The following is a 22,169-nucleotide window of genomic DNA, read 5'->3' as shown; positions in this document are numbered from 1 at the left end:
TACATGAGACGTTTGTTTCCTTTCATTTTCCTTTTGTTGCCGGTGATTGTCCGCGGACAATCCCTTGTTGCCTTCGCTGATAGTGTGCGTCAGCAATACAAGATTCCTGCTCTGGCTGTTGCTGTCGTTTCTTCGGATAGTGTGCTGGCCTGTCATACGATGGGTGTAAGACGTATCGATACAGACCTGTCAGTAAAACCGGGCGATCATTTTCATATCGGATCCAATACCAAAGCGATTACTGCGTTTATTGCGGCAATGCTGGTGAAGGAAAAGAAGATACAGTGGAATACGACTTTTCTGACCTTATTTCCTGAGCTGCGCTGGCGTACGAGATATGTGTATGATACGGTGACACTGGCTAATCTGCTGACTTTCCGCGGAAGGGTACAGGGGTATACTTATAACACACCTACGCCGGCATTCCGTGATCTGCATGGCGATTATGCCAGTCAGCGGAAACAACTGGCCGCCAACTTTCTGACACAGGAACCCATGAAACCGGATGCCAACGGACTGACGCCTTCCAATGTAGACTATATTATGGCGGGATTGATGCTGGAAAAAGCATCCGGGAAATCCTATAAAGAACTGGTGGCTGATCTTGGCAAACAGCTGGATATTGATTTTCGCTTTGATTATCCCAATCTGAAAGATACCACCCAACCATGGGGACATGATGACAAGCTGCAACCATTGGGGCCGTTGGAGAATTATAAAATGAACTGGCTGCTGGCAGCAGGAAACATCAATGTGTCACTGGAACAGTATATTCATTTTATACAGTTGCAGTTAAAGGGCCTGAAAGGAAAGACGGACATATTGCCCAAAAAGACCTTTGAGCAGTTGTTGTATGGCATGCCGGCTTTTTCTTATGGCTGGTTCAATGTGACGGACAAAGAGACCGGGCACCATATTGCAACAAACGAGGGAAATGCGGGTGCTTTTATTACGAAAGTGCAGATCATCCGGGAGGCAGACAGGGCTTATATCATTTTTATCAATGCGGCAGCGGAAGCTACGCAGGAAGGGATTGCTGTGCTGCTGGATGAGCTGCGGCAGCGTTATGGCAGATAACGGCTGCGAAAGCGTATATTTGATATGATACGAATCAATAGCAGTTATGGAATATGTCCAGAATCCGGCTTTGCCCGGCATGCAATTACCTTTTGAATGGAAAGGAACACCTGTCGATGATCACGGCAGATTTGTCAACTATGAATTTCCACACCGTTATTCTCTGATGGAAGTGTTGAAATGGAAGTTCCAGCGTAATCCGCAGAAAGCGGAGAAGCAGGCGGAAATCTGGCACCCACCCGTTGAGCATGATGAGTCTTTTATTCATTCCAAAGATGATTGTATTGTGTGGCTTGGACATGCTACTTTCTTCATCCGTCTTGGTGGCGTGAATATATTGATCGATCCTGTTTTTTATAATATTCCCCTGATAAAAAGGTACGTACCGTTTCCCATAGATCCCGGTCATTTAACCGGACTGGATTATGTGTTGATCTCGCACAATCACCTTGACCATTGTGATAAACACAGTCTGCAGCTGGTGGCTAAACAGAACCCTGATGCAACCTATCTGAGCGGACTTAAAATGGAGGGGCTTTTATCCGGTTTTACCGGCAGTGAAAAGATACAGACAGCGGGATGGTATCAGCAGTATCAGACCGATGAGCGTATCCGTATTTATTATCTGCCTGCCCGTCACTGGACGAAAAGAGGATTGCGGGATGAGAATACGCAGTTGTGGGGAGCTTATGTATTACAGGCCGGTGGAAAGACGATTTATTTTGCTGCCGATTCCGGATATGGCAGTCACTTTGCCGATGCAGGCAGGATATTTCCCGAAATAGATTATTGTATTATTGGAATTGGTGCTTATAAGCCAGAATGGTTTATGTCCCAGAGCCATGTTTCTCCTGCGAATGCGGTCAAGGGGGCAAATGATATGCATGCCCGTGTGATGATCCCGATGCATTATGGCACTTTTGATCTGGCTGACGAGCCCATGGGAGATCCGATTCGTGTTTTACACGAGCTGGAAAGGCAGGGCTCGATAAATGGACGGCTGGAAAGCAGGAAGATCGGAGAAAAATTACCGGTCTGATACCTTCTGCACTTGTTTTCTTGGGTAATTCGCGCTTTCTTTACGGCTCACGAAGTTCAAGATGTTCGAAACGCATATCAGTGATGGGGACTTGCTACAGCTGCTTAAAGAAGATGATACCGCTGCTTTCGGGACCCTGTACAACCGTTACTGGAAATCACTCTATACCAGGGCCTGCCAGCGGGTTGATGCAGATGATGCAAAAGACCTTGTACAGGAGGTGATGCTGAGCCTTTGGCGCAGACGTCGGGAAATACCTGTATTTAAAGAGGGAGAATTCGCCAGATATCTGCACGCCGCTATCAAATACCGGGTGATCAGTCACTATGCCTTTAGTGCGGCAGAAATCAAAAAACTGGCCTTCTTTGACGTATTAGATAGCCACGAATCCACTGACCGGCTGGAAACAAAAGAATTGACCGCTAATATTGCTGCGGCTGTCGGTCAACTACCCACCCGTATGCAACAAATTTTCCGGATGAGCCGGGAAGAAGACCTTTCCATTGCTGAAATAGCCCGTAAACTGAACCTTTCTGAACAAACGGTCAAAAATCAACTGACCGAAGCCCTGCGCAGGATGCGTAGTTCTCTGAAAAGTAGTTCTTCAGGGGATTGGGCGTTTATGCTGGCTTATATTTTCTACTATCTGAAATAAGCTGCTGTTTCCTTGTAATTTATTGATATACAGTATTATGGGCCTTCTTCTATAGTTAGGCTATACTCATCTTACGCTAGTGCTACGTTCAAAACGTAGCATTAGCGTAAGATGAGTATAGTCTGACTATAGTCAGACTATTAAGTCCCTTATAAGTGTCGGAAAATTTTTTTTTCAGAGGACTAGTACCAAACTTCTTTTTTCCGGATAAGCTATTAAAACGTCCACATTTTGGAAACTGAGAAACTGAAACGCATACTCCGGCAATATCTGTTGGGGCAGGCGAAGGAAAAGGAAAATAACGTTATTGAAAATTGGTATCAATCCTTTGACAATGAGCCTGTAACATCATTGAATTCCACGGAAGAAGAGCATATCCGGCTGGAGATCTGGAACAAGATCCAGCCAGAGATCCATACCCGCAAGGTACACTATCTGAAAAGAAATCTGGCTGCTGCGGCCGCGGTCGCTGTATTAATTGCAGGCGGCCTGACCGGTTATTTTCTAATGAGGAAGTCATCCGGAACAGCCTATACCACCGTTACCACCGCTATTGGTCAGAAAAAGACCATTCAGCTGGCAGATGGCTCCCGCCTGATGCTGAATGCCGGTTCTACTATCCGTATACCTGAAAATATGGATCGGGAAAGAAGACTGGACATCGTGGACGGAGAGGTCTTTTTTGAAGTAAAGGGCAATCCTGATGTACCATTTATTGTGGAGAGCGGTCCGCTGACCACAACGGTACTCGGTACCTCTTTTAATGTCAGCGCCTATAAATCACTGCATAAAATGAGCGTAGCCGTTACCGACGGTAAAGTAAGTGTAGCAAGGGAGAACAGCAAAGCGGACGTATTGGTGAAAAACGAAGCACTGACCTATGACCGCCAGAAGGGTACCGTTTCTGTTGATGCGCTGGATAACAGTCTGCTGGGATGGCAGCAGGGCACATTAGTGCTGAATGATGCCTCCTTTGAAGATATGGTCGTTCTGATGCAGAAGAATTACGGTATTACCCTGACAACAGCCGTACAGCGTATCCGGGAGACGAGGTATACCACCGAATTGTCTGCCGCTATGGAACCTGTGAAAGCCGCGGAAGTACTGGCAGCCATCCATCATCTGAAAATAAAAGTGACCGGCCACGAGGTCACACTGTATGAATAAATGCCATCAGCATCAGCAAAAATCACAAAGCAAAAACTGTAAGCAACCACTGTGACGGGAGTTCCAACTAACGTAACATTCTAATGCCTAAACTACGTATGAAAAAAATTGCCACGACCTTCAGAAGACGGGCATTGTCCATCGTCTTCTTAGTACTCAGTGCGTCTCTTTTCCTGCCTGTATATGCAGGTAAAGGGCAAATCCTGAAAGAAACCAACGTTACGATCCGTCTGAAAAGCGGTTCACTGGAGTCAGCGATACAAGAGCTGCACTCTTCCACCAAAGTTGCTTTTGCGTACGACAAACAACTGTTAAAATCATTTCCTATATCCGACTGCTCTTTCTCCAATGAAAGACTGGACGTAGTATTGGAACAGTTGCTGCGCAACAAACAATTAGGTTTTGAAGAAGTAAATAATATTGTTGTTATCAGCAGGGCTAATAACAATACGTCAACAACTGCTCCTAAGAGCACCCGCGAAGACATCGTTGTGTCAGGTGTGGTGAAGGATGAAAGCGGTAATCCTATGCCGGGTGTAAGCGTAGCAGTACGTGGTACCAGCACAATGACATCTACAGGTGCCGATGGTAAATTCAAACTGATCGTACAATCACGTGATGCAGTGATCGGTTTTAGTTTTATCGGTTATGAAACATCTACTGTAACTGTCGGTAGCCAGACAAGCGTAGAGGTTCGTATGAAAGTAGCCAGTCAATCTCTGGGTGAGGTGGCAGTAGTAGGTTTCGGTACACAGCGCAGGGTAAGCCTTGTAGGTGCACAGTCTGAGATCAAACCTGCAGAATTCAAACAGCCTACTGCCAACATCAGTACAATGCTGGCCGGCCGTATCGCGGGTGTGGTAGGTGTACAACGTTCCGGTGAACCGGGAAGAGGTGCTGCTGATCTGTGGATACGAGGTATTTCTACTTTCGGTAATGGGAATAGTTCTGGTCCGCTGGTATTGGTTGACGGTGTGGAACGTTCTATCAATAATATTTCTCCGGAAGATGTTGAATCATTCACCGTATTGAAAGATGCAGCAGGTACAGCTGTATATGGTGTACGTGGTGCGAATGGCGTTATTCTCATTAAAACTAAAACTGGTAAAGTAGGTAAACCACAGATCTATCTGGATTACAATGAGGGTGTAAATACCTTTACCCGTCGCCCGGAAATGCTGGATGGTATCTCTTATATGCGTCTGGCGAATGAAGCCCTGACCACCCGTAATCAGAACCCGAAATATTCTGAAGAATATATTCAGAATACGATCAGCGGAAAAGATCCTTTGCTGTATCCGAATGTAGACTGGATGGACGCTGTGTTCAATAAATACGGTCATACCCGCAGCACGAATCTGAATGCCAGCGGTGGTGTGGAGAATGCACAGTATTATGTATCACTGGGCTATTATAATGAATCAGGTTTTCTAAAGACGGACGATCTGGCGAAGTATAATTCATCCCTGAAATATAACAGGTACAACTTCACCAGTAACCTGAATCTGCGTGTCACTAAAACAACAAAGCTGGACGTAGGTTTACAGGGATATTTTTCCAATGGTAACTACCCGGGTATTTCATCCGGAGACATATTCCAGAGTGCAATGGATGCTGCTCCGGTAGCATATCCGATCATGTATCCCGGCGGTTTCGTACCCGGCCAATCATCCAACGGAGGTTTCCGTAACCCCTATGCAGACCTCACCCGCAGAGGTTATACCAACGAATTCCGCAATCAGCTTTATTCCAACATCAGAGCTACACAGGATATGGATGCACTGACAAAAGGTTTAAAGGCCAGCGTGATGTTCGCATTTGATTCTTATAATCAGAATAATATCATCCGTTCGAAGAGAGAGGATACTTATTACCCTGACCAGACCAATCCTTACAAACCAGATGGTACACTGAATCTGGTGAAAACATACACCGGTAACCAATACCTGGGCTTTGACAACAGCCCCGGCAGCCGTCAGACAAGCCGTAAGTTCTATACAGAGGCATCATTGAATTATGACAGAAGTTTTGGCAGACATCGTCTGGGTGGTCTGGCATTGTTCTATTCAAGTGACAGAACCAACGCACTGGCAGGAGATTTCATCAGCTCTATTCCTGAGCGGTCATTGGGTCTCGCGGGTAGAGTGACTTATTCTTACTCAGATAAATATTTCGTAGAACTGAACGCTGGTTATAACGGATCTGAACTGTTTGCACCGGGCAACCGTTTTGGTTTCTTCCCGGCGGTAGGTATAGGCTGGATCGCATCCGAAGAGAAATTCTTTGAACCATTAAAGAATGCCATCAGCTTCCTGAAATTCCGTTATTCCAATGGTAATACCGGTCTGGGTAGTGCAGGTGACCGATTCCTATATATCACGAATCTGAATACTTACAACGATGCCTATAAATATGGTCAGGTGCCACAGTTTGTTGGTGGTATCAATATCAACCGTTATGCAACGAATGTAAAATGGTCTGTATCTAACAAACAGGATCTGGGTATTGAGTTCCGTACATTAAACGATCAGTTGTCTGTTATCGTGGACCTGTTCAAGGAACATCGTACTGGTATCTTCCTGCAACGTGCTTCCAGTGTAGACTTTATGGGACTGGAAAACCAGCCGTATGCGAACCTTGGTATTGTAGATAATAAAGGTTTTGATGCGACTCTGGAATACACTACACGTTTTGGTGCAGTAGACTTAAAACTGAGAGGTAACATTACCTATACAAAGGATAAGCTGATCGAAGATGACCGTCCGCCGCAGAACTATCCATGGATGGAACACAGAGGTAACAACGTGCTGGCACGTTACGGTTATATCGCAGAAGGATTATTTGCAAGCGAAGATGAAGTAAACAAGAGTGCTGTACCGGGCGATAAATCCAAAGTAAAACCGGGTGATATCAAGTATAAGGACCTGAATGGTGATGGTATTATCAACAGTTATGATGTAACGAAGATCGGTCGTGGCGATGTACCAAGTACAGTATATGGTTTCGGTTTTGATCTGGGTTATAAAGGCTTCAGCTTCGGTTTATTATTCCAGGGTATTTCAGATGCAGACAGGATGCTGAGAGGTTCTGCTATTATACCGTTTAACGGCGGTGGTGGTGTAACCAATGCTTATGCGATTGCTACAGACAGATGGACGGTAGATAATCCGAATCCCAATGCATTCTATCCGAGACTGGCTTATGGAGAAGCAGAGAACAACAACAATACGCAGGCAAGTTCATGGTGGATCAAAGACGTGAGCTTCGTGCGTCTTAAATCAGCGCAGCTGGCATATAACTTCCCGACAGCAATGATGGGCAGAACTGGTATCCGCGCGGCATCTGTTTATCTGCAGGGTATCAACCTGCTTACTTTCAGCAAATTCAAGCTGTGGGATCCTGAGCTGAACACAGATAATGGTTCTGCTTATCCAAACATCAGGACAATTTCCCTTGGTATGAATCTGAAATTCTAACGTTACAAGAAACTGATCATGAAAAAGTTAGTATATACATTCCTCGTTTTAGCACTCATGTCCACATCCTGCTCAAAGTACCTCGATCAGGTACCAGATGACAGGCTTACTATTGAAGAAACTTTCAGAACCTGGTCAACCGCAGAGCGTTTTCTGGCCGATGTATACCGCCGTGTGCCGGATGAATATGGTCAGCGTGACGCAGGTTCTGAAAGCAACCGCGGGGTATGGACCGGCGGTTCTGATGAAGCAGATTTTGTATGGGGTTTTGTAAGATCCAATGATATCAATATTGGTAACTGGGATGCGAATTCCGGTTTTGTAGGTGATTACTGGCGTAACTTCTATCGCGGTATCCGTGGTGCGAGTGTATTTATGGAGAATGCGGATAAGATCACTGACCTGTCACCCGATCTGATTAAAAGATATAAAGCAGAAGCGAGAGCATTGAGAGCGATGTATTATTTCTACCTGATCCGTATCTATGGACCGGTAGTAATATTGGGCGATCAGGTGCCTTCTGTAGATATGAATATCCAGTTGCCACGCAGCTCTTTTGACGAGTGTGTGGCGTTTATTTCCAGCGAACTGGAAAAAGCGGCTGCTGATCTGCCAACCGTACAGGGCAGAACAGAAGATTATGGCCGTATTACCAAAGGAGCTGCAATGGCTTTCCGTGCAAATGCACTGATGTATGCGGCAAGTCCGCTGTATAATGGTAATACCGACCTTGCGGATATGATCAACAAAGATGGTAAACACCTGATCAGCCAAACCTATGATGCGAATAAATGGAAAGTAGCTGCGGATGCTTATCAGAGCTTCCTGAGCACCTTTGTACCGGGTACTTATGACTTGTACAGGGAGAATGATGCCAGCGGTAATTATGATCCATATCTGTCCTGCCGTAATGTGATTCTGAAGGACTGGAACAAGGAAGTGATCTTCGCCAGACCGGGTAGTTCTATTGGTCCGAGACAATATGAACTGACACCCTATCACAATGGAGCCAGCTCCCGTGATGTAAAGGGTAGTGGTGGTTTAGGTGCTACGCAGAATATGGTGGATGCTTTCTTCACGAAGAATGGCAGAAACATTGATGATCCGTTATCGGGTTATGTAAAGACCGGATACAGCCAGTATCAGACTCCTAATGACACACATCCGATCGAGGTGTATAATCAGTGGGCAAACAGAGAACCACGTTTTTATGTAAATATTACTTTTGACGGCAGTACATGGTTGAATACTTCTTTCGGCGAGATCACTACACGTCTGTACAATACGGGTAACTCCGGTAAACAGACAGGTGGTGGTGACTATTCTCCGACCGGTTACATTGTACGTAAAGCGATGGGTACCGGTAAATGGGATGTAGACAACCGTTCTGTTATATTGTTACGTCTTGCAGAGATCTATCTGAGTTATGCAGAGTGTCTTAATGAGGCAGAACCGGGTAGCGGAGAAGCACTGAGATACCTGAACCTGATCCGTGAAAGAGCAGGTATACCACAATATGGTTCCGAATCACTGCCGGCGCCTGTAGGACAGGAGGCTTTACGTGAGGCAATCCGTAAGGAGCGCAGGGTAGAGATGGCGTTTGAGAACAACCGTTTCTTTGATGTGCGTCGCTGGAAGATAGGCGAGCAGACGCAGAACGGACCTATGTACGGATTGAACATCAGCAGCGATCTGCCGGATTTCCTGAAAGTAGTGGTATTTGAAACACGCGTATTTAACAAACGTCATTATTTCTTCCCGCTGCCTTCCAACGATGTGAACAATGACAAGGAGTTAGTACAGAATCCGGGCTGGTAATTACATAAAGTTTTCTATCATGCTAACATATACGACTATTATGAAGCGTCTCACCTGTCTGCTGACAGCTGCGGTTTTGCTGGCAAGCATTTCCTGCAGCAAGAGCAACCCACGGGGGCCGGTTAACGAAGAGCCACCAGTATTGCCGCCGGTATCTTTTACATCGAAAGATGCTACGGCTGCGTTTAACACGTTCAATCAGTACTTCTATAGTACGACGGACAAACTGTATTATTCCAATACAGAAAAGAAGGATATCGGCGCCATCTGGACACAGGCGGTGTACTGGGATCTGATCATGGATACTTATAAGCGTACAGGAGATGCTGCGCATCGCAAGCTGATTGATGACCTGTATCAGGGAGGTTACAACCGTTATGATAAGTATAACTGGAGTAACAAAGTGGTATGGTTTATCTATGATGACATGATGTGGTGGATTATTTCACTGGCACGTGCGCATCAGATCACCGGCAATCAGGAATACCTGAACCGTTCTATTGAGGGATTCCGGTATGTATATCAGGAGTCTTATGACAAGGAGAATGGTGGTATGTGGTGGGATTTCAAGCATACAGGTAAAAATTCCTGTATCAATTTCCCGACAGTGATTGCAGCAATGACATTGTATAATATCACTAAGGAAGCAGCCTATCTTGATAAGGCGAAGGATCTGTATAGCTGGTCACTAGCGAATCTTACTGACAGTACAACCGGTCGTGCAGCTGACAACAATATCAGAGGTAATAAGGGCTGGTCTGATTATACCTACAATCAAGGTACTTTCATTGGTGCTGCGGTAATGTTGTATAAGGCGACGGGTCAGCAATCTTATCTCGATAATGCGAAAAAAGGCGCTGATTATACACAGCAGAAAATGTCTGACGCTGATGGCATTCTGCCGGCAGAGGGAGACTGGAATGAGCAGGGCGTGTTAAAAGCGATCCTCGCGCATTATCTGCTGACATTGGTAAAAGACGCAAATCAACCGCAATATCTGCCATGGATCAGGAAGAATATTAATATGGCATGGGGTAACAGAGATGCTGCGAGGGGGATCATGCACAGGAACTATAAGAAACCTTGTCCGACAGGGATCGTACAGTCCTACGAAGCCAGCAGTGCTGTTGAGTTCATGCAGGTTTGTCCGCCGGAGAAGTAATCCATATCCTATATGTCTCTATTTCAGGGTGCATCACACGTCCGCTCCACGGCGTTGGTGCGCCCTTTTTCAATTGCTGATTAATCAGCCTTTTTGTCCGGAATTGCCAGCCGCCATCTGCAAGTATACTTTGAAACGCTTTTACTCGCTGATGCGCATGATCAGCTTATGTCCGCGGGTTTCGTTGTTCTCCAGCATGGTATGTGCTTTTCTGACAGTATCTACACTGAACTTACCTAATACATTGACGGGAGAGGGGGTGATAATGCCTTTTTCTACCAATGTCCTTACGCGCTCGAGGAGTTCGCCGTAATAGGAGAAATTACCTTTCAGGCTGTAGGCATAATTGGAAATATTCATGACTACAGCGCCGATATTAAAGAGATTTTCCCGGGCTTCATCAGTGGCAAAGTTGGTCACATCTACATAGGTGCCGTTCAGTCTTACGAGATTGCTGCACAATTCAGACATTTTACGCCCCACGAGGTCGATGCTGTAATCGAACAACTGGCTGTTATTCGCCTGAATAATAGCCGGGATGACATTATCTGCTTTATAATCGATGATCTGTCTGGCGGATAGTCCGGCATTGATCAATTGCTGTCTGCTTTCTTCATTACCTGCTGTGGTGACTATCTTATTGATTCCTTGTGAAAGGAGGAGTTTGATGAGTACCAACCCTACGCCACCGGCGCCACCGCTGATAAAAACGGATTCTTCTGTGGAGATCTTCAGGCGGTTACAGCACTGTAAGGCGGTCAATGCGCTGACCGGCATGGCGGCTGCTTCGTCAAAGCTGATATTTACCGGCTTTCTGGCGAGGATCTGCTGCGGCACACCGATATATTCTGCATAGGTACCGTTGGTGCCCATACTGCCAGAAGCGCAGAAAACGTCATCGCCGATTTCAAAATTCCTGACAGATCTTCCTTTGGCGGTAATGACGCCGGAGAATTCCCTGCCTAATATGGGGGAGTGTATACGTTTGCTTTCGTTGGCGCCTGACCGCATCTGGTAATCTATGGGATTAAAGGCGGTAGACGAGATCTTGATGAGTACTTCGTTGTCGTTGATATGTGGGAGCTCTGTATCTGCCAACGCGAAATTATCGACACTACCGAGCTGTTTCAGGACTATTGCTTTCATGTGCTATCTTACTGAAACAAATGTAGGCAATTTAGGGGCCAATTATGATCGTCCGCCAGCAATGCATACCGTTGACTGTAATTTCAGGAATTGTGCCGGAGAAAGGCCTAAAAAGTGGTTAAAATCGTGAATCAGATGGCTTTGATCATAGTATCCGCCTTCATGGATCAGCTCAAACCAGTCAATATTACCGTTTTCTGCCTGTACCTGTAATCGTGTCAGTGCCTTTTGGAAACGTTGGTAACGGTTCATTTCTTTCGCGTTGTAGCCGAGGTACTTTTTATGTTTTAACTGGATATTTCTTTCGCTTTGCCCTTGTTTGTCCGCTATGTCTTTGATAGGGTTGATGGCGCCGTCAGTTTCACCGGCGGTGATGATCTCTTCTGAGCCTTTATCCCTTTCGCGGAGATAGACAGCGGAGAAATCAAGAATAGCGTCTACACGTTCCTGCATGCTATTGAATGCTTTAAGTGTTTCCCAGAAAGCGGCGAAACAGTGTTCACCGAGGATCTCGTCAGGGTGGAGGAGGAAGTCGGTGTAGGATTGAAGGTGTTTGCCGAAGAAGCGGTAGAATGCGTCACGTTTGAAGTTGGCGACGAGCATTTCACCATGGGCAGGGATAGTGTATTGGTGAGCAAGTTTAATGGGGCCGATGACCATGCTTTTGTCGATGGTGACCGGCATATTTTCTTCGACAAAGAACAAACCGGGTGAGGAGAAGTTGAAGACGAGGATGGTCTGGAATGTAGGGGAGAGGATTTTTGTGACGGGGGAGGAGCTGTGGTTGTGGATGAAGTAGAAAGGGTCGAAGATGTTCTGCCATTCGGGAGGAACGGAGAGGTGACCGGTGATATATGCGTTGGAAGCTTGCATGAGGCGAAGGTAAGGAAAAAGGAGTGCTATCCCGGACAAAAAAGGTTCATGCTCATTTGGCACAAATTGTATCATTTATGGCATTTGTGCCATCCCCAAACAATGTTACCTTTATCCTGTTCAAGCAATTATATGTCTCCAAAACATAAAAAACGGATCGTTATTGTGCCTATGCCCGGTACCTATATGCTGGACATTGCAGGACCGCTGGACGTCTTCGCAGCTGCCGATAAAATGCTTTCTGAAACAGCCGGGAAAGAAGATGTCGGATATGAGATCATCACAGCCTCTCCGCTCAGTACAAAGAAACTCGCCACAAAGAGTGGTGTGGAGATTATTTGTCCGGTGAGAGTTGATGAGGTAGAAGGGCCGATAGATACCTTGATCGTAGCTGGATTTTCTATCCGGAATCAGGAGACTGGGCGACGTTTCTGCAACTGGCTGCGGGATGCTTATCCTAAGTTGCGTCGGGTAGGTTCGGTTTGTGTAGGCACTTATGCATTGGCAGAAGCGGGTATACTACATGGCAAACAGGCAACTACGCACTGGGAATTCAGTCAGGACTTCCAGCGTCGTTATCCGGATATCAAGGTAGATACAAATCCCTTCTATACAAGAGATGGGAACGTGTACACCTCCGGTGGTGTTGCATCAGGTATTGATCTGGCGTTGGCGCTGGTAGAGGAAGATTATGGGAGAGATGTGGCGCTTGCTGCTGCCCGTAAGCTGGTATTGTTTCTGAAAAGAACAGGGTATCAATCGCAGTTCAGCACACTGTTGCAGGTGCATTCAATGGAAAACTCCATTGCCGGTAAACTGCAACCGTGGATGATGCAGCATCTGCAGGATGACCTGAGTGTAGAAGAACTGGCGGTACACAGCAATATGAGCTTACGCAACTTCAACCGGATATTCCTGAAAGAAACAGGGATGACACCCGGAAAGTTTGTGGAGAAGCTGCGTATTGAAATGGCGCGAAAATATCTGGAAGACAGCGACCTGAGTATGGAGCAGATTGCAGAAAGATGCGGACTGGGAGGGATTGTATCTATGCGGCGTACGTTTATGCGGCATATGATGGTATCGCCCAGCGACTATCGCAGAACTTTCAGAACATCATTACAAACTGTTCATTGATCACCTAAAAATATATTACGATGAAAGTAGCTATTAATGGATTCGGACGTATCGGCAGAATGACACTCAGAGCTTTACAGGACAAGAAGGGAGTAGAGGTAGTGGCTATTAATGACCTTACTGAGATCGGGTTGCTCGCGCACCTGCTGAAATATGATACTTCACATGGTAAGTTTCCGGGTACCGTTACGCACGATGACAAACATCTTGTTGTAAACGGGAAAAAGATTCTTCTACTGAATGAGAGAGCACCAGAGAAACTGCCATGGGGAGAGCTGGGTATAGACGTTGTTATTGAGTCTACCGGCCGTTTTACACAGAAAGACCTTGCACAGCAGCATATTACTGCAGGCGCAGGCAGAGTATTGATCACAGCACCGGCAACAGGTAATGTGAAAACGATTGTAGCAGGTGTGAATGATGACCTGATCACAGATGAAGATGAGATCCTGTCTACGGCTTCCTGTACGACGAACTGTATCGCACCGGTATTATATCTGCTGGATAAGGAATATGGTATTGCTTCCGGTTATATGAGTACCGTGCATGCATTTACTATGGACCAGCTATTACAGGACGGGCCTCATAAAGATTACAGAAGAGCGCGTGCAGCGACACAGTCAATTATTCCGACAACAACAGGCGCCGCAAAAGCTATCGGTGATGTACTGCCTGCACTGAAAGGCAAAATGGATGGATTCTCTTATCGTGTACCGGTGATTGACGGTTCTATAGCAGATATGTCACTGAATCTGGTAAAACCGGCATCCGCAGCAGAGATCAACGCACTGTTCAAAAAACATGCAGACACTGATCTGAAAGGTGTATTGGAATATACAGAAGAGCCTCTGGTATCAGCCGATATTCTGGGTAATACCCATTCTTCTATTGTTGATGCAAGTCTGACACGTACCATTGGTAATCTGGTAAAGGTAGTCGCCTGGTATGATAACGAGGTGGGTATCTCCAACAGGATCGCAGAACTGACCGTACAGATGGCACAACGGCTGACAGCAGCGCAGGCATAATATCAGGAAGAAGCCTGCACAATAAGACTTGTATTCAGAATTTTTCTTTCAAACTCCTTCACGGGCTTTTTACTTTCTATCAGTTGCAGTAGCAGGTTCGTAGCAATCTGTCCCATTTCAAAGGCTGGCTGCCGTACAACAGTCAGCGGTGGATGCAGCAATTCTATCAGATCAGAGTTAGAGAATCCCACCAAGGCAATGTCCTGTGGGATGCGTATGCCCTTACTCTTTAATACCCGCATACAATTGGTGGTCAGCTTATCTGACGCCGTGAATATAGCATCAGGTCGTGGGCGCAGTTTCAGCAACTGACTCACGGCCTGTTCTACTTCCTGCAGATGCAGACCGGCATAACGGCTGTATTTGATCAGGGCCTTGCCGGGTTTCACTTTTGTCTGGGCCAGTGCTTCGCGATAACCGGCAATACGTTCCCGGCTAATAGACAGGCTTTCTGGTCCTGCAATAACGGCAATGTGTTTGTACCCTTTGTTGATCAGGTGTAAAGTAGCGTCATATGCTCCCCTGAAATTATCAACCATCACCTTATGCGTCTGGATCTCCTCCACAATACGGTCAAAAAAGACGATCGGAAATCCTCTTTCATGCAAGGCTTTCAGGTGATCCAGATTCTCGGTCCCACTGGATACGGAGATCAGTAGTCCGTCGATAGAACGGGAGGCAAGATATTGCAGGGTCATCACTTCCTTATCAAAGGACTCATGCGTCTGGGAGATCATCACATTATACCCCTTATCCTTTGCAACGGACTCAATCCCATTGATGGCCTGCGAGAAAAAGCTGTTGGCGATTTCAGCAACGATCACCCCGATGGAGCGGCTTCGTTTTTCCTTGAGACTGAGCGCAATGGGATTAGGATGATAATTAATCCTCGTGGCATATTCCAGTACCAGCTGTTTGGTAGCGATACTGATCTCGTGACTGTCCCGTAATGCACGGGACACAGTGGAGGTGGATAACCCCAGCGCAATGGCTATATCTTTTATAGTGGCTGCTTCAAATTTCATAACGTAGTGAGTAAATATACTTATAATTTATTTTATACTATATTAGTGTCATTCTTACACGTATGAAAAACGCTTTGCAGATGAAGAAAAAGCTGCTATTTATTTTGGCTGGTTTGTGCCTCCCAACCTTGTTTTATGGTCAGCAGCGCTCCCTTTCATGGGTAGCTGACCTCGGAAACGGTTCCTATAAAAATCCTGTATTGAATGCCGATTATTCCGATCCGGACGTCTGCCGGGCGGGTAATGAGTTTTACATGACGGCATCCAGTTTTAATGCGGCGCCGGGATTGCCCATTTTACAGTCGAAAGACCTCGTGAACTGGCAGTTGGCCGGACATGCCCTGCTGCGGCAGGCGCCTTTTGAGCATTTTAATAAGGTACAGCATGGTAATGGCGTATGGGCGCCTTCTATCCGTTATCATAAAGGGGAATTTTATATCTATTACCCTGATCCTGATTTCGGTATATACATGATCAGAGCAAAAAATGCGACAGGTCCGTGGTCTGATCCCGTTATGGTAAAAGCAGGTAAAGGTTTGATAGATCCTTGTCCGCTGTGGGATGATGACGGCAAAGTCTATCTCGTACATGCATGGGCAGGCAGCCGGGCGGGTATCAAAAGTATCCTGACACTCAACCGTATGAATGAAGCCGGTACGGCTGTCACAGATGAAGGGGTATTGGTTTTCGACGGACATTGTGCACATCCCACATTGGAAGGCCCTAAACTGTACAAACGCAATGGTTATTATTACATTTTTGCACCAGCAGGTGGTGTGAGCACCGGTTGGCAACTGGTATTACGGTCAAAGAATATCTATGGTCCCTATGAAGAGAAGATCGTCATGGATCAGGGAAAGAGTACGGTGAACGGTCCGCATCAGGGTGCGTGGGTGGATATACCTTCCGGTAGCAGCTGGTTTCTGCATTTTCAGGATAAAGGAGCTTACGGTCGCGTAGTACACCTGCAACCTATGCATTGGGTGAATAACTGGCCGGTGATTGGTACCGATGCGGATGGTGACGGGAAAGGGGAACCCGTGATGACTTACCGTAAACCGCTGACAGGTATGCCAGTAGTAACACCCCCGGAGTCTGATGAATTCAATAGTGCAATTCTGGGTGTACAATGGCAATGGCAGGCGAATCCGGTATCTACATGGATGATGATGTATCCGGCGAAAGGTGTATTGCGCTTATTTTCTGCGAAAGTGCCTGACTCTTCCCGTAACTACTGGCAGGTGCCAAACCTGTTATTACAGAAGTTTCCGGCGGATAGTTTTACCGTTACCACCAAATGTACGTTTACACCAAACCCTGCACTGGAAGGAGAACGCACCGGATTGATCATTATGGGCGTTGATTATGCAGGTATTTCACTGATAAAGAAAGAAAACAAGCTGCAATTGCTCTATGCGTCCTGTCTGAAAGCAGATAAAGGGGCAACAGAAGAACAGGAGGTGTTGACGATAATAGCGGGAAATACCTGTTGGTTCCGGGTAAAGGTGGATAAGGGTGCGGTATGTCAGTTTAGTTATAGTACGGATGGTACTAAGTTTATAGATGCCGGTAAGCCGTTTACAGCACAGCCGGGAAGATGGGTAGGCGCAAAAGTAGGGATCTTCTGTACGCGGAATACGCAGATCAATGATAGCGGATTTGCAGATTATGATTGGCTGCGGATAGATTAAAAAAACTTACCTGACACTTTGATTGTGATGCCTTTTCCGCAAACGTTTGCGTAAATAAATACCTCTATTCCTTTCCGAATTAATGAATATCGGCGTAGAATTGTTTCGGGGAGACCCAAAGGATGAACTGAAGAGGAACAGTGCCACAAAATATTGCCACTGTAGCAATATCGCTATTTCCATTGCGGACTAACAATTACCCAATTTTAGAAGACAGATACAACACGTTACGTTATGAAAAAACTACTATTCATCTGCTGGCTTTTGCTGGTAAGTGTCAGTATGACATTTGCACAACGCCAGACAATCAAAGGGCGGGTATCCGACGCAGAAACCGGAGAACCGCTTGTTATGGTCAATGTGCAACTGAAAGGATCCACAACAGGCACACAGACCGACGCCACTGGCGCTTTTTCCCTTACCGTTCCCGATAGCCAGACCGGTGTACTGGTGATCACTTACCTCGGCTATCAGGCATTGACGCAAAACATTAATGGTAACAGCAACATCGTAGTGAAACTGGAGAAAGATAATAAACAACTGGACGAAGTCGTGGTAGTAGGTTACGGTGAAGTAAAGAAACGTGACCTCACAGGCGCCGTTACATCTGTGAAAGGGGAGGAACTCAGAAAAGTACCTTCCACCAACGTAATGGAATCCGTACAAGGTAAACTGCCAGGTGTTGATATCACCAAAAGTAATGGTGCTGCCGGTGCAAAGATCAATGTTACCGTGCGCGGTAACAGGTCTATCCGTGCGGATAATGGTCCGTTGTACATCGTAGACGGTGTGCAATATGAAAATATACAGGATATTAACCCCAACGATATTCAGTCGATGGAAGTACTGAAAGATGCTTCCTCTACTGCTGTATACGGATCAAGAGGTGCGAACGGCGTTATTATCATCACCACAAAAAAAGGTGCTTCCGGCAAACCGCGTGTTTTTGTGAATACTTACGCTGGTATCTCACAGGTAGCAGGTTATCCCGCTATGTCTACCGGTCCGCAATATGTCGCACAAAAACGTGAAGCCAACCGTACTACCGGTCGCTGGAAAAGTGAGGCCGATGATCCCCTGATCTTTAATGCGGCGGAAGTAGCCTCTATCCAGAATAATCTCTGGACAGACTATGCTGATCTCCTGATCCATGATGGTCTGCAACAGGATTATCAGGTAGGTGTATCTGGTGGCTCTGAGAAAACAAAAGTCTATCTCTCACTGGACTATTTTGATGAAAAAGGCATCTTCAAACTGGATCATCTGAAACGTTATTCTGCCAGATTGAACCTCGACCAGACCATCAATGATTATCTGAAAGTAGGTATGCAGAGTCAGGTGACTTACTATAATCAGGACAATCGCCGTGATCCACTGAATCAGGCTAATAAGATCGTACCTCTTAATCTGCCTTATGATGAAGAGGGTAAACTGATCCTGTTCCCGAATATGGGTTCTATGATCAATCCGCTGGCAGATGAGCAACCGGATGCCTATCAGAACAATGGCCGTGTTACGCGTACCTTCGTAAATGCCTATGTAGAACTGACACCACTAAAAGGGCTGTCTTTCCGTTCCAACCTCGGTGTGACTTTGGATAATGCGCGCACAGGGATCTTTGCTTCCAAAAATACGATCGAACGTTCTACCGCATCCGCCTCCAGATCTCAGTATAACAGTGGCAGCAAACGGTATATCAGCTGGGAAAACGTACTGAACTATACTCAGAAACTGGGAGATCATACTTTCGGGCTGACAGGTGTAGCCAGCTTGTTATCTGATCAGCGCGATTCCAGTTTCTTACAGGGTGAAGGACAGCTGCTGCCCGCTCAGTTATATTACGCCCTGCAAAACAACGTAAGTGGTATTGCCATCCGTTCCAGTTATATGGCCAATAAACTGATCTCATTCACCGGTCGTATCAACTATAACTATAAAGGAAAATATCTGCTGTCACTTACCGGTCGCTCAGATGGTAGTTCCAAACTGGCGCCGGGTAATAAATGGGCCTTCTTCCCTTCCATAGCAGGTGCATGGCGTGTATCTGATGAAGCATTTATGAAAGGTCAGCGTGTATTCAGCGACCTGAAAATACGTGCCAGCTATGGTATTGCGGGTAATGATGCCGTACCGCCATATGCAACGGCCAGTTACCTGAGCAAGATCCCTTTCTCTTATGATGATACCAACTCAGCACTGGCTTATGGTATCGGTAGTCAGATCGGTAACAGGAATCTGAAATGGGAGCTGTCTGCCACTACTGATATCGGATTGGACATGAGTTTCTTTGACGGCAGGATCGGAGCTACAATCGACCTGTATGATACAAAAACCAAAGACCTGTTACTGCAAAGAACGCTGCCCTCTTCTTCCGGTGTGAGCACTGTTATACAGAACATCGGTAAGACAAGAAACAGAGGTATAGAAATCGGTATCAATACCGTGAATGTCAGAAGTAAAAACTTCAGCTGGAATTCCAATATCGTCTTCTCTAAAAACAAAGAAGAGATCGTTGCACTGGCGGATGCAAATACCAATGATGTTGCTAACGGATGGTTTATCGGTTATCCGGTGCGCGTGTTCTATGACTACGAAAAAGTGGGTATCTGGCAGACGAAAGAAGCAGACGCTGCTACCTCTTTCGGATATAAACCGGGTGATATCAAAGTACGTGATCAGGATGGGAATGGGGTACTGAATTCACAGGACCGTGTGATACTCGGCAGACAGGTGCCTACCTGGAGTGGTGGTCTGAATAACGATATCCGCTTTATGAATTTTGACCTGAATGTGTATGTATTCGCACGCATTGGTCAATGGATCAATTCAGAATATGCGGCGAAGTATGATCCGCAGGGACTTGAGAATAGTGCGCCACTTGACTACTGGACGCCTGAGCATGAGACCAACGCTTATCCGCGTCCGAATGCCAGTGTATCTAAAGACGGTACACCTTTCATCAGAACGCTGGGATATAAAGACGGCTCTTTTGTGAAGATCCGTAATATCTCGCTGGGTTATACATTACCGGGTTCCGCTTTGAAGAATTTACACCTGACTAATCTGCGTGTCTATGTAACGGGTAAGAACCTGTTCACCTTCAGTAAAGTGAAAGACTATGATCCGGAGAGAGGAGGTGACCTGAGTAATCCGCTGACGAAAATGTACGTAGCTGGTCTGAACGTAGAATTCTGATTTCATTCAAATTAACCTTACAAGTCATGAAACGCTATATCAATCTTTTTATCATATTCATCACAGGGGCCGGTCTGCTGGCTGCCTGTAACAAACAACTGGAAGAATATAATCCTTCCGGTCTCACCGTAGATCAGGTGTTCAGTACACCTGATGGATTTGAAACACTGGTCAGCGCCGCCTATTCCTACAACCGCTGGTGGTATGGAAAAGAAGAGGGATACAGTATATCTGAAATGGGTACAGACCTCTGGACCAGCGGTACTGGTGATAAATATCCCGACCTGACACAGTATATCAATCTGCAGGCGAGTAATGGTGTGATGAGTGTATTGTGGAGACAGCTGTATTCCGCTATCAATCTTTGTAATACAGGTATAGGCAGAATCGGTAATGCCGGTTTTACAGATGAAAAACGTGCCATGCGTGATGCCGAACTCCATTTCCTCCGTGCATTTTATTATTGGCATATTGTAGAGATGTGGGGTGGTGTACACTTTACTGTCACTGAAACAGCAGGTGTGGAAACAACGGCCAACCGTACGCCCGTAGACACTTTCTATGCACAGATCTTCCGTGATCTGGATATTGCTGTAAAGAACCTGCCCGTGAGTACCAGCGACTACGGCCGTGCTACTAAACCGGTTGCACAAGCCTTCCTCGCCCGTATGTATCTGACCCGTGGAATGAATGATCGTGCAGCTGCGCTGGCTGATTCCGTGATCACTAAGTACGGATTCTCACTCGTGCCGAAATATGCAGATTTATGGAAGATGGATAACCTGCAAAACAAAGAGATCGTATGGGCCGTTAACTATATGAAGAACCTGGTGTTTGATGATAGAATCGACGCTACCTTATATCCCAATGGGCACTCCCGCGGTGCCAATAATGGTCACCTGATGTTTGGTATGAAATATGACGATCTGCCGGGTATGCAGCGTGATGTGCTGAATGGCCGTCCTTTCAACAGATATATGCCTACGCTCTATCTGCTGGATCTGTTTAATGAGAAAGCAGATGCCCGTTATGACGCGACTTTCAAAAGCGTATGGTTGTGTAATAATACCAAGACAGCACCCGCAGGTATGAAACTGGGTGATACAGCTGTTATCTGTACCAAATATGTAGTCTCTAATGCAGATACCGCTGGTAAGAAATATCGTGTGTATGACAGGAATATCTGTTATTATGCCAATCAGGGTGGTAAAGACCGTACACGTTATGTTTCCCTGCAGAAATTTGATGACCCCAGCCGCGCTTCCATGAATGAAGAACAAAGTGCGAAAGATGCATATATCATCAGACTGGCCGAAATGTACCTGATCGCTGCAGAAGCACAGATTAAGCTGGGTAATACCGGAAAGGCAGCAGATTATATCAACGTGTTGCGTAAGCGTGCTGCTATTCCGGGTCATGAAGCCGATATGGAAGTATCTGCTGCGAATATGACCGTGGAATTTATACTGGATGAAAGAGCCCGCGAACTGGCAGGTGAACAGTTACGCTGGTTTGACCTGAAACGTACCGGTAAATTGTCCGCACAGATTATTGCACATAATCCGGATGCAGCAAAGAACTTTCAGGAATTCCACAATGTGCGTCCGATCCCGCAGGATCAGATTGATGCTGTGACCAACAAAGCTGAATTTACACAGAATCCAAACTATCAGTAATACC

At 46.1% G+C, this 22,169-nt stretch carries 15 protein-coding genes; 12 read left to right on the top strand and 3 right to left on the bottom strand.

Annotated elements, in window-relative coordinates:
* Positions 1–3: 3 nt before the first annotated feature.
* The 7 genes from FEF09_RS16335 (at position 4) to FEF09_RS16305 (ending at position 10,394) form a co-directional block, all read left to right on the top strand.
* On the top strand, positions 4–1,077 hold the full coding sequence (locus tag FEF09_RS16335) for a serine hydrolase domain-containing protein (RefSeq protein ID WP_146306118.1): 1,074 nt from the start codon (positions 4–6) through the stop codon (positions 1,075–1,077).
* A 46-nt stretch (positions 1,078–1,123) separates the two neighbouring features.
* Entirely contained in the window at positions 1,124–2,116 is a 993-nt protein-coding gene (locus FEF09_RS16330; protein WP_146306117.1) for an MBL fold metallo-hydrolase, read from the top strand.
* Between the two features lie 61 nt (positions 2,117–2,177).
* The gene (locus tag FEF09_RS16325) at positions 2,178–2,771 is read left to right on the top strand and encodes an RNA polymerase sigma factor (RefSeq protein WP_146306116.1); all 594 of its coding nucleotides are present in this window, start codon (positions 2,178–2,180) and stop codon (positions 2,769–2,771) included.
* Between the two features lie 231 nt (positions 2,772–3,002).
* The gene (locus FEF09_RS16320) at positions 3,003–3,938 is read left to right on the top strand and encodes a FecR family protein (RefSeq protein ID WP_146306115.1); all 936 of its coding nucleotides are present in this window, start codon (positions 3,003–3,005) and stop codon (positions 3,936–3,938) included.
* A 98-nt stretch (positions 3,939–4,036) separates the two neighbouring features.
* Positions 4,037–7,414: a SusC/RagA family TonB-linked outer membrane protein gene (locus FEF09_RS16315; protein ID WP_261387535.1), complete on the top strand. Its 3,378-nt coding sequence runs from the start codon at positions 4,037–4,039 to the stop codon at positions 7,412–7,414.
* A gap of 18 nt (positions 7,415–7,432) precedes the next feature.
* Complete coding sequence (locus FEF09_RS16310; RefSeq protein ID WP_146306113.1) at positions 7,433–9,232, top strand: RagB/SusD family nutrient uptake outer membrane protein; 1,800 nt, start codon at positions 7,433–7,435, stop codon at positions 9,230–9,232.
* Between the two features lie 40 nt (positions 9,233–9,272).
* A complete protein-coding gene (locus FEF09_RS16305; RefSeq protein WP_261387534.1) occupies positions 9,273–10,394 on the top strand; it encodes a glycoside hydrolase family 76 protein in 1,122 nt (373 codons plus the stop codon).
* Between the two features lie 141 nt (positions 10,395–10,535).
* Here the strand turns inward: FEF09_RS16305 and FEF09_RS16300 are convergent, their stop codons facing one another.
* Together FEF09_RS16300 and FEF09_RS16295 are read right to left on the bottom strand one after the other, a co-directional pair.
* On the bottom strand, positions 10,536–11,540 hold the full coding sequence (locus tag FEF09_RS16300) for an NADP-dependent oxidoreductase (protein WP_146306111.1): 1,005 nt from the start codon (positions 11,538–11,540) through the stop codon (positions 10,536–10,538).
* A gap of 42 nt (positions 11,541–11,582) precedes the next feature.
* Positions 11,583–12,413 carry a helix-turn-helix domain-containing protein gene (locus FEF09_RS16295; RefSeq protein ID WP_186774374.1) on the bottom strand — a complete coding sequence of 277 codons (831 nt, stop codon included), beginning with the start codon at positions 12,411–12,413 and terminating at the stop codon, positions 11,583–11,585.
* 132 nt (positions 12,414–12,545) lie between these two features.
* On the opposite strand from FEF09_RS16295, the gene FEF09_RS16290 reads away from it, so the two are divergent.
* Positions 12,546–13,550 carry a GlxA family transcriptional regulator gene (locus FEF09_RS16290; protein ID WP_186774373.1) on the top strand — a complete coding sequence of 335 codons (1,005 nt, stop codon included), beginning with the start codon at positions 12,546–12,548 and terminating at the stop codon, positions 13,548–13,550.
* Between the two features lie 14 nt (positions 13,551–13,564).
* Positions 13,565–14,578 carry a type I glyceraldehyde-3-phosphate dehydrogenase gene (gap, locus tag FEF09_RS16285; RefSeq protein ID WP_222596995.1) on the top strand — a complete coding sequence of 338 codons (1,014 nt, stop codon included), beginning with the start codon at positions 13,565–13,567 and terminating at the stop codon, positions 14,576–14,578.
* Between the two features lie 2 nt (positions 14,579–14,580).
* Here gap and FEF09_RS16280 read toward each other — a convergent pair whose 3' ends face one another.
* Positions 14,581–15,603 carry a LacI family DNA-binding transcriptional regulator gene (locus FEF09_RS16280; protein WP_012793108.1) on the bottom strand — a complete coding sequence of 341 codons (1,023 nt, stop codon included), beginning with the start codon at positions 15,601–15,603 and terminating at the stop codon, positions 14,581–14,583.
* A 62-nt stretch (positions 15,604–15,665) separates the two neighbouring features.
* Here FEF09_RS16280 and FEF09_RS16275 point away from each other — a divergent pair, with 62 nt between their 5' ends.
* From FEF09_RS16275 to FEF09_RS16265, 3 genes are all read left to right on the top strand, one after another.
* A complete protein-coding gene (locus tag FEF09_RS16275) occupies positions 15,666–17,294 on the top strand; it encodes a glycoside hydrolase 43 family protein (RefSeq protein WP_261387533.1) in 1,629 nt (542 codons plus the stop codon).
* 234 nt (positions 17,295–17,528) lie between these two features.
* Positions 17,529–20,489, top strand: a complete 2,961-nt coding sequence (locus FEF09_RS16270) for a SusC/RagA family TonB-linked outer membrane protein (protein ID WP_146306107.1) — start codon at positions 17,529–17,531, stop codon at positions 20,487–20,489.
* A gap of 26 nt (positions 20,490–20,515) precedes the next feature.
* Positions 20,516–22,165, top strand: a complete 1,650-nt coding sequence (locus FEF09_RS16265) for a RagB/SusD family nutrient uptake outer membrane protein (protein WP_146306106.1) — start codon at positions 20,516–20,518, stop codon at positions 22,163–22,165.
* Positions 22,166–22,169: the final 4 nt, after the last annotated feature.

The organism is Chitinophaga pinensis (assembly GCF_007896845.1).
Taxonomy (GTDB): Bacteria; Bacteroidota; Bacteroidia; order Chitinophagales; family Chitinophagaceae; genus Chitinophaga; species Chitinophaga pinensis_C.
This window is presented reverse-complemented; position numbering and strand designations above follow the sequence as displayed.

What these genes read in the sequence shown, in the direction of transcription:
- FEF09_RS16335 (WP_146306118.1), top strand. Translation starts at nt 4, where the DNA reads ATGAGACGTTTGTTTCCTTTCATTTTCCTTTTGTTGCCGGTGATTGTC.
- FEF09_RS16330 (WP_146306117.1), top strand. Translation starts at nt 1,124, where the DNA reads ATGGAATATGTCCAGAATCCGGCTTTGCCCGGCATGCAATTACCTTTT.
- FEF09_RS16325 (WP_146306116.1), top strand. Translation starts at nt 2,178, where the DNA reads ATGTTCGAAACGCATATCAGTGATGGGGACTTGCTACAGCTGCTTAAA.
- FEF09_RS16315 (WP_261387535.1), top strand. Translation starts at nt 4,037, where the DNA reads ATGAAAAAAATTGCCACGACCTTCAGAAGACGGGCATTGTCCATCGTC.
- FEF09_RS16310 (WP_146306113.1), top strand. Translation starts at nt 7,433, where the DNA reads ATGAAAAAGTTAGTATATACATTCCTCGTTTTAGCACTCATGTCCACA.
- FEF09_RS16305 (WP_261387534.1), top strand. Translation starts at nt 9,273, where the DNA reads ATGAAGCGTCTCACCTGTCTGCTGACAGCTGCGGTTTTGCTGGCAAGC.
- FEF09_RS16300 (WP_146306111.1), bottom strand. Translation starts at nt 11,540, where the DNA reads ATGAAAGCAATAGTCCTGAAACAGCTCGGTAGTGTCGATAATTTCGCG.
- FEF09_RS16295 (WP_186774374.1), bottom strand. Translation starts at nt 12,413, where the DNA reads ATGCAAGCTTCCAACGCATATATCACCGGTCACCTCTCCGTTCCTCCC.
- FEF09_RS16290 (WP_186774373.1), top strand. Translation starts at nt 12,546, where the DNA reads ATGTCTCCAAAACATAAAAAACGGATCGTTATTGTGCCTATGCCCGGT.
- FEF09_RS16280 (WP_012793108.1), bottom strand. Translation starts at nt 15,603, where the DNA reads ATGAAATTTGAAGCAGCCACTATAAAAGATATAGCCATTGCGCTGGGG.
- FEF09_RS16275 (WP_261387533.1), top strand. Translation starts at nt 15,666, where the DNA reads ATGAAAAACGCTTTGCAGATGAAGAAAAAGCTGCTATTTATTTTGGCT.
- FEF09_RS16270 (WP_146306107.1), top strand. Translation starts at nt 17,529, where the DNA reads ATGAAAAAACTACTATTCATCTGCTGGCTTTTGCTGGTAAGTGTCAGT.
- FEF09_RS16265 (WP_146306106.1), top strand. Translation starts at nt 20,516, where the DNA reads ATGAAACGCTATATCAATCTTTTTATCATATTCATCACAGGGGCCGGT.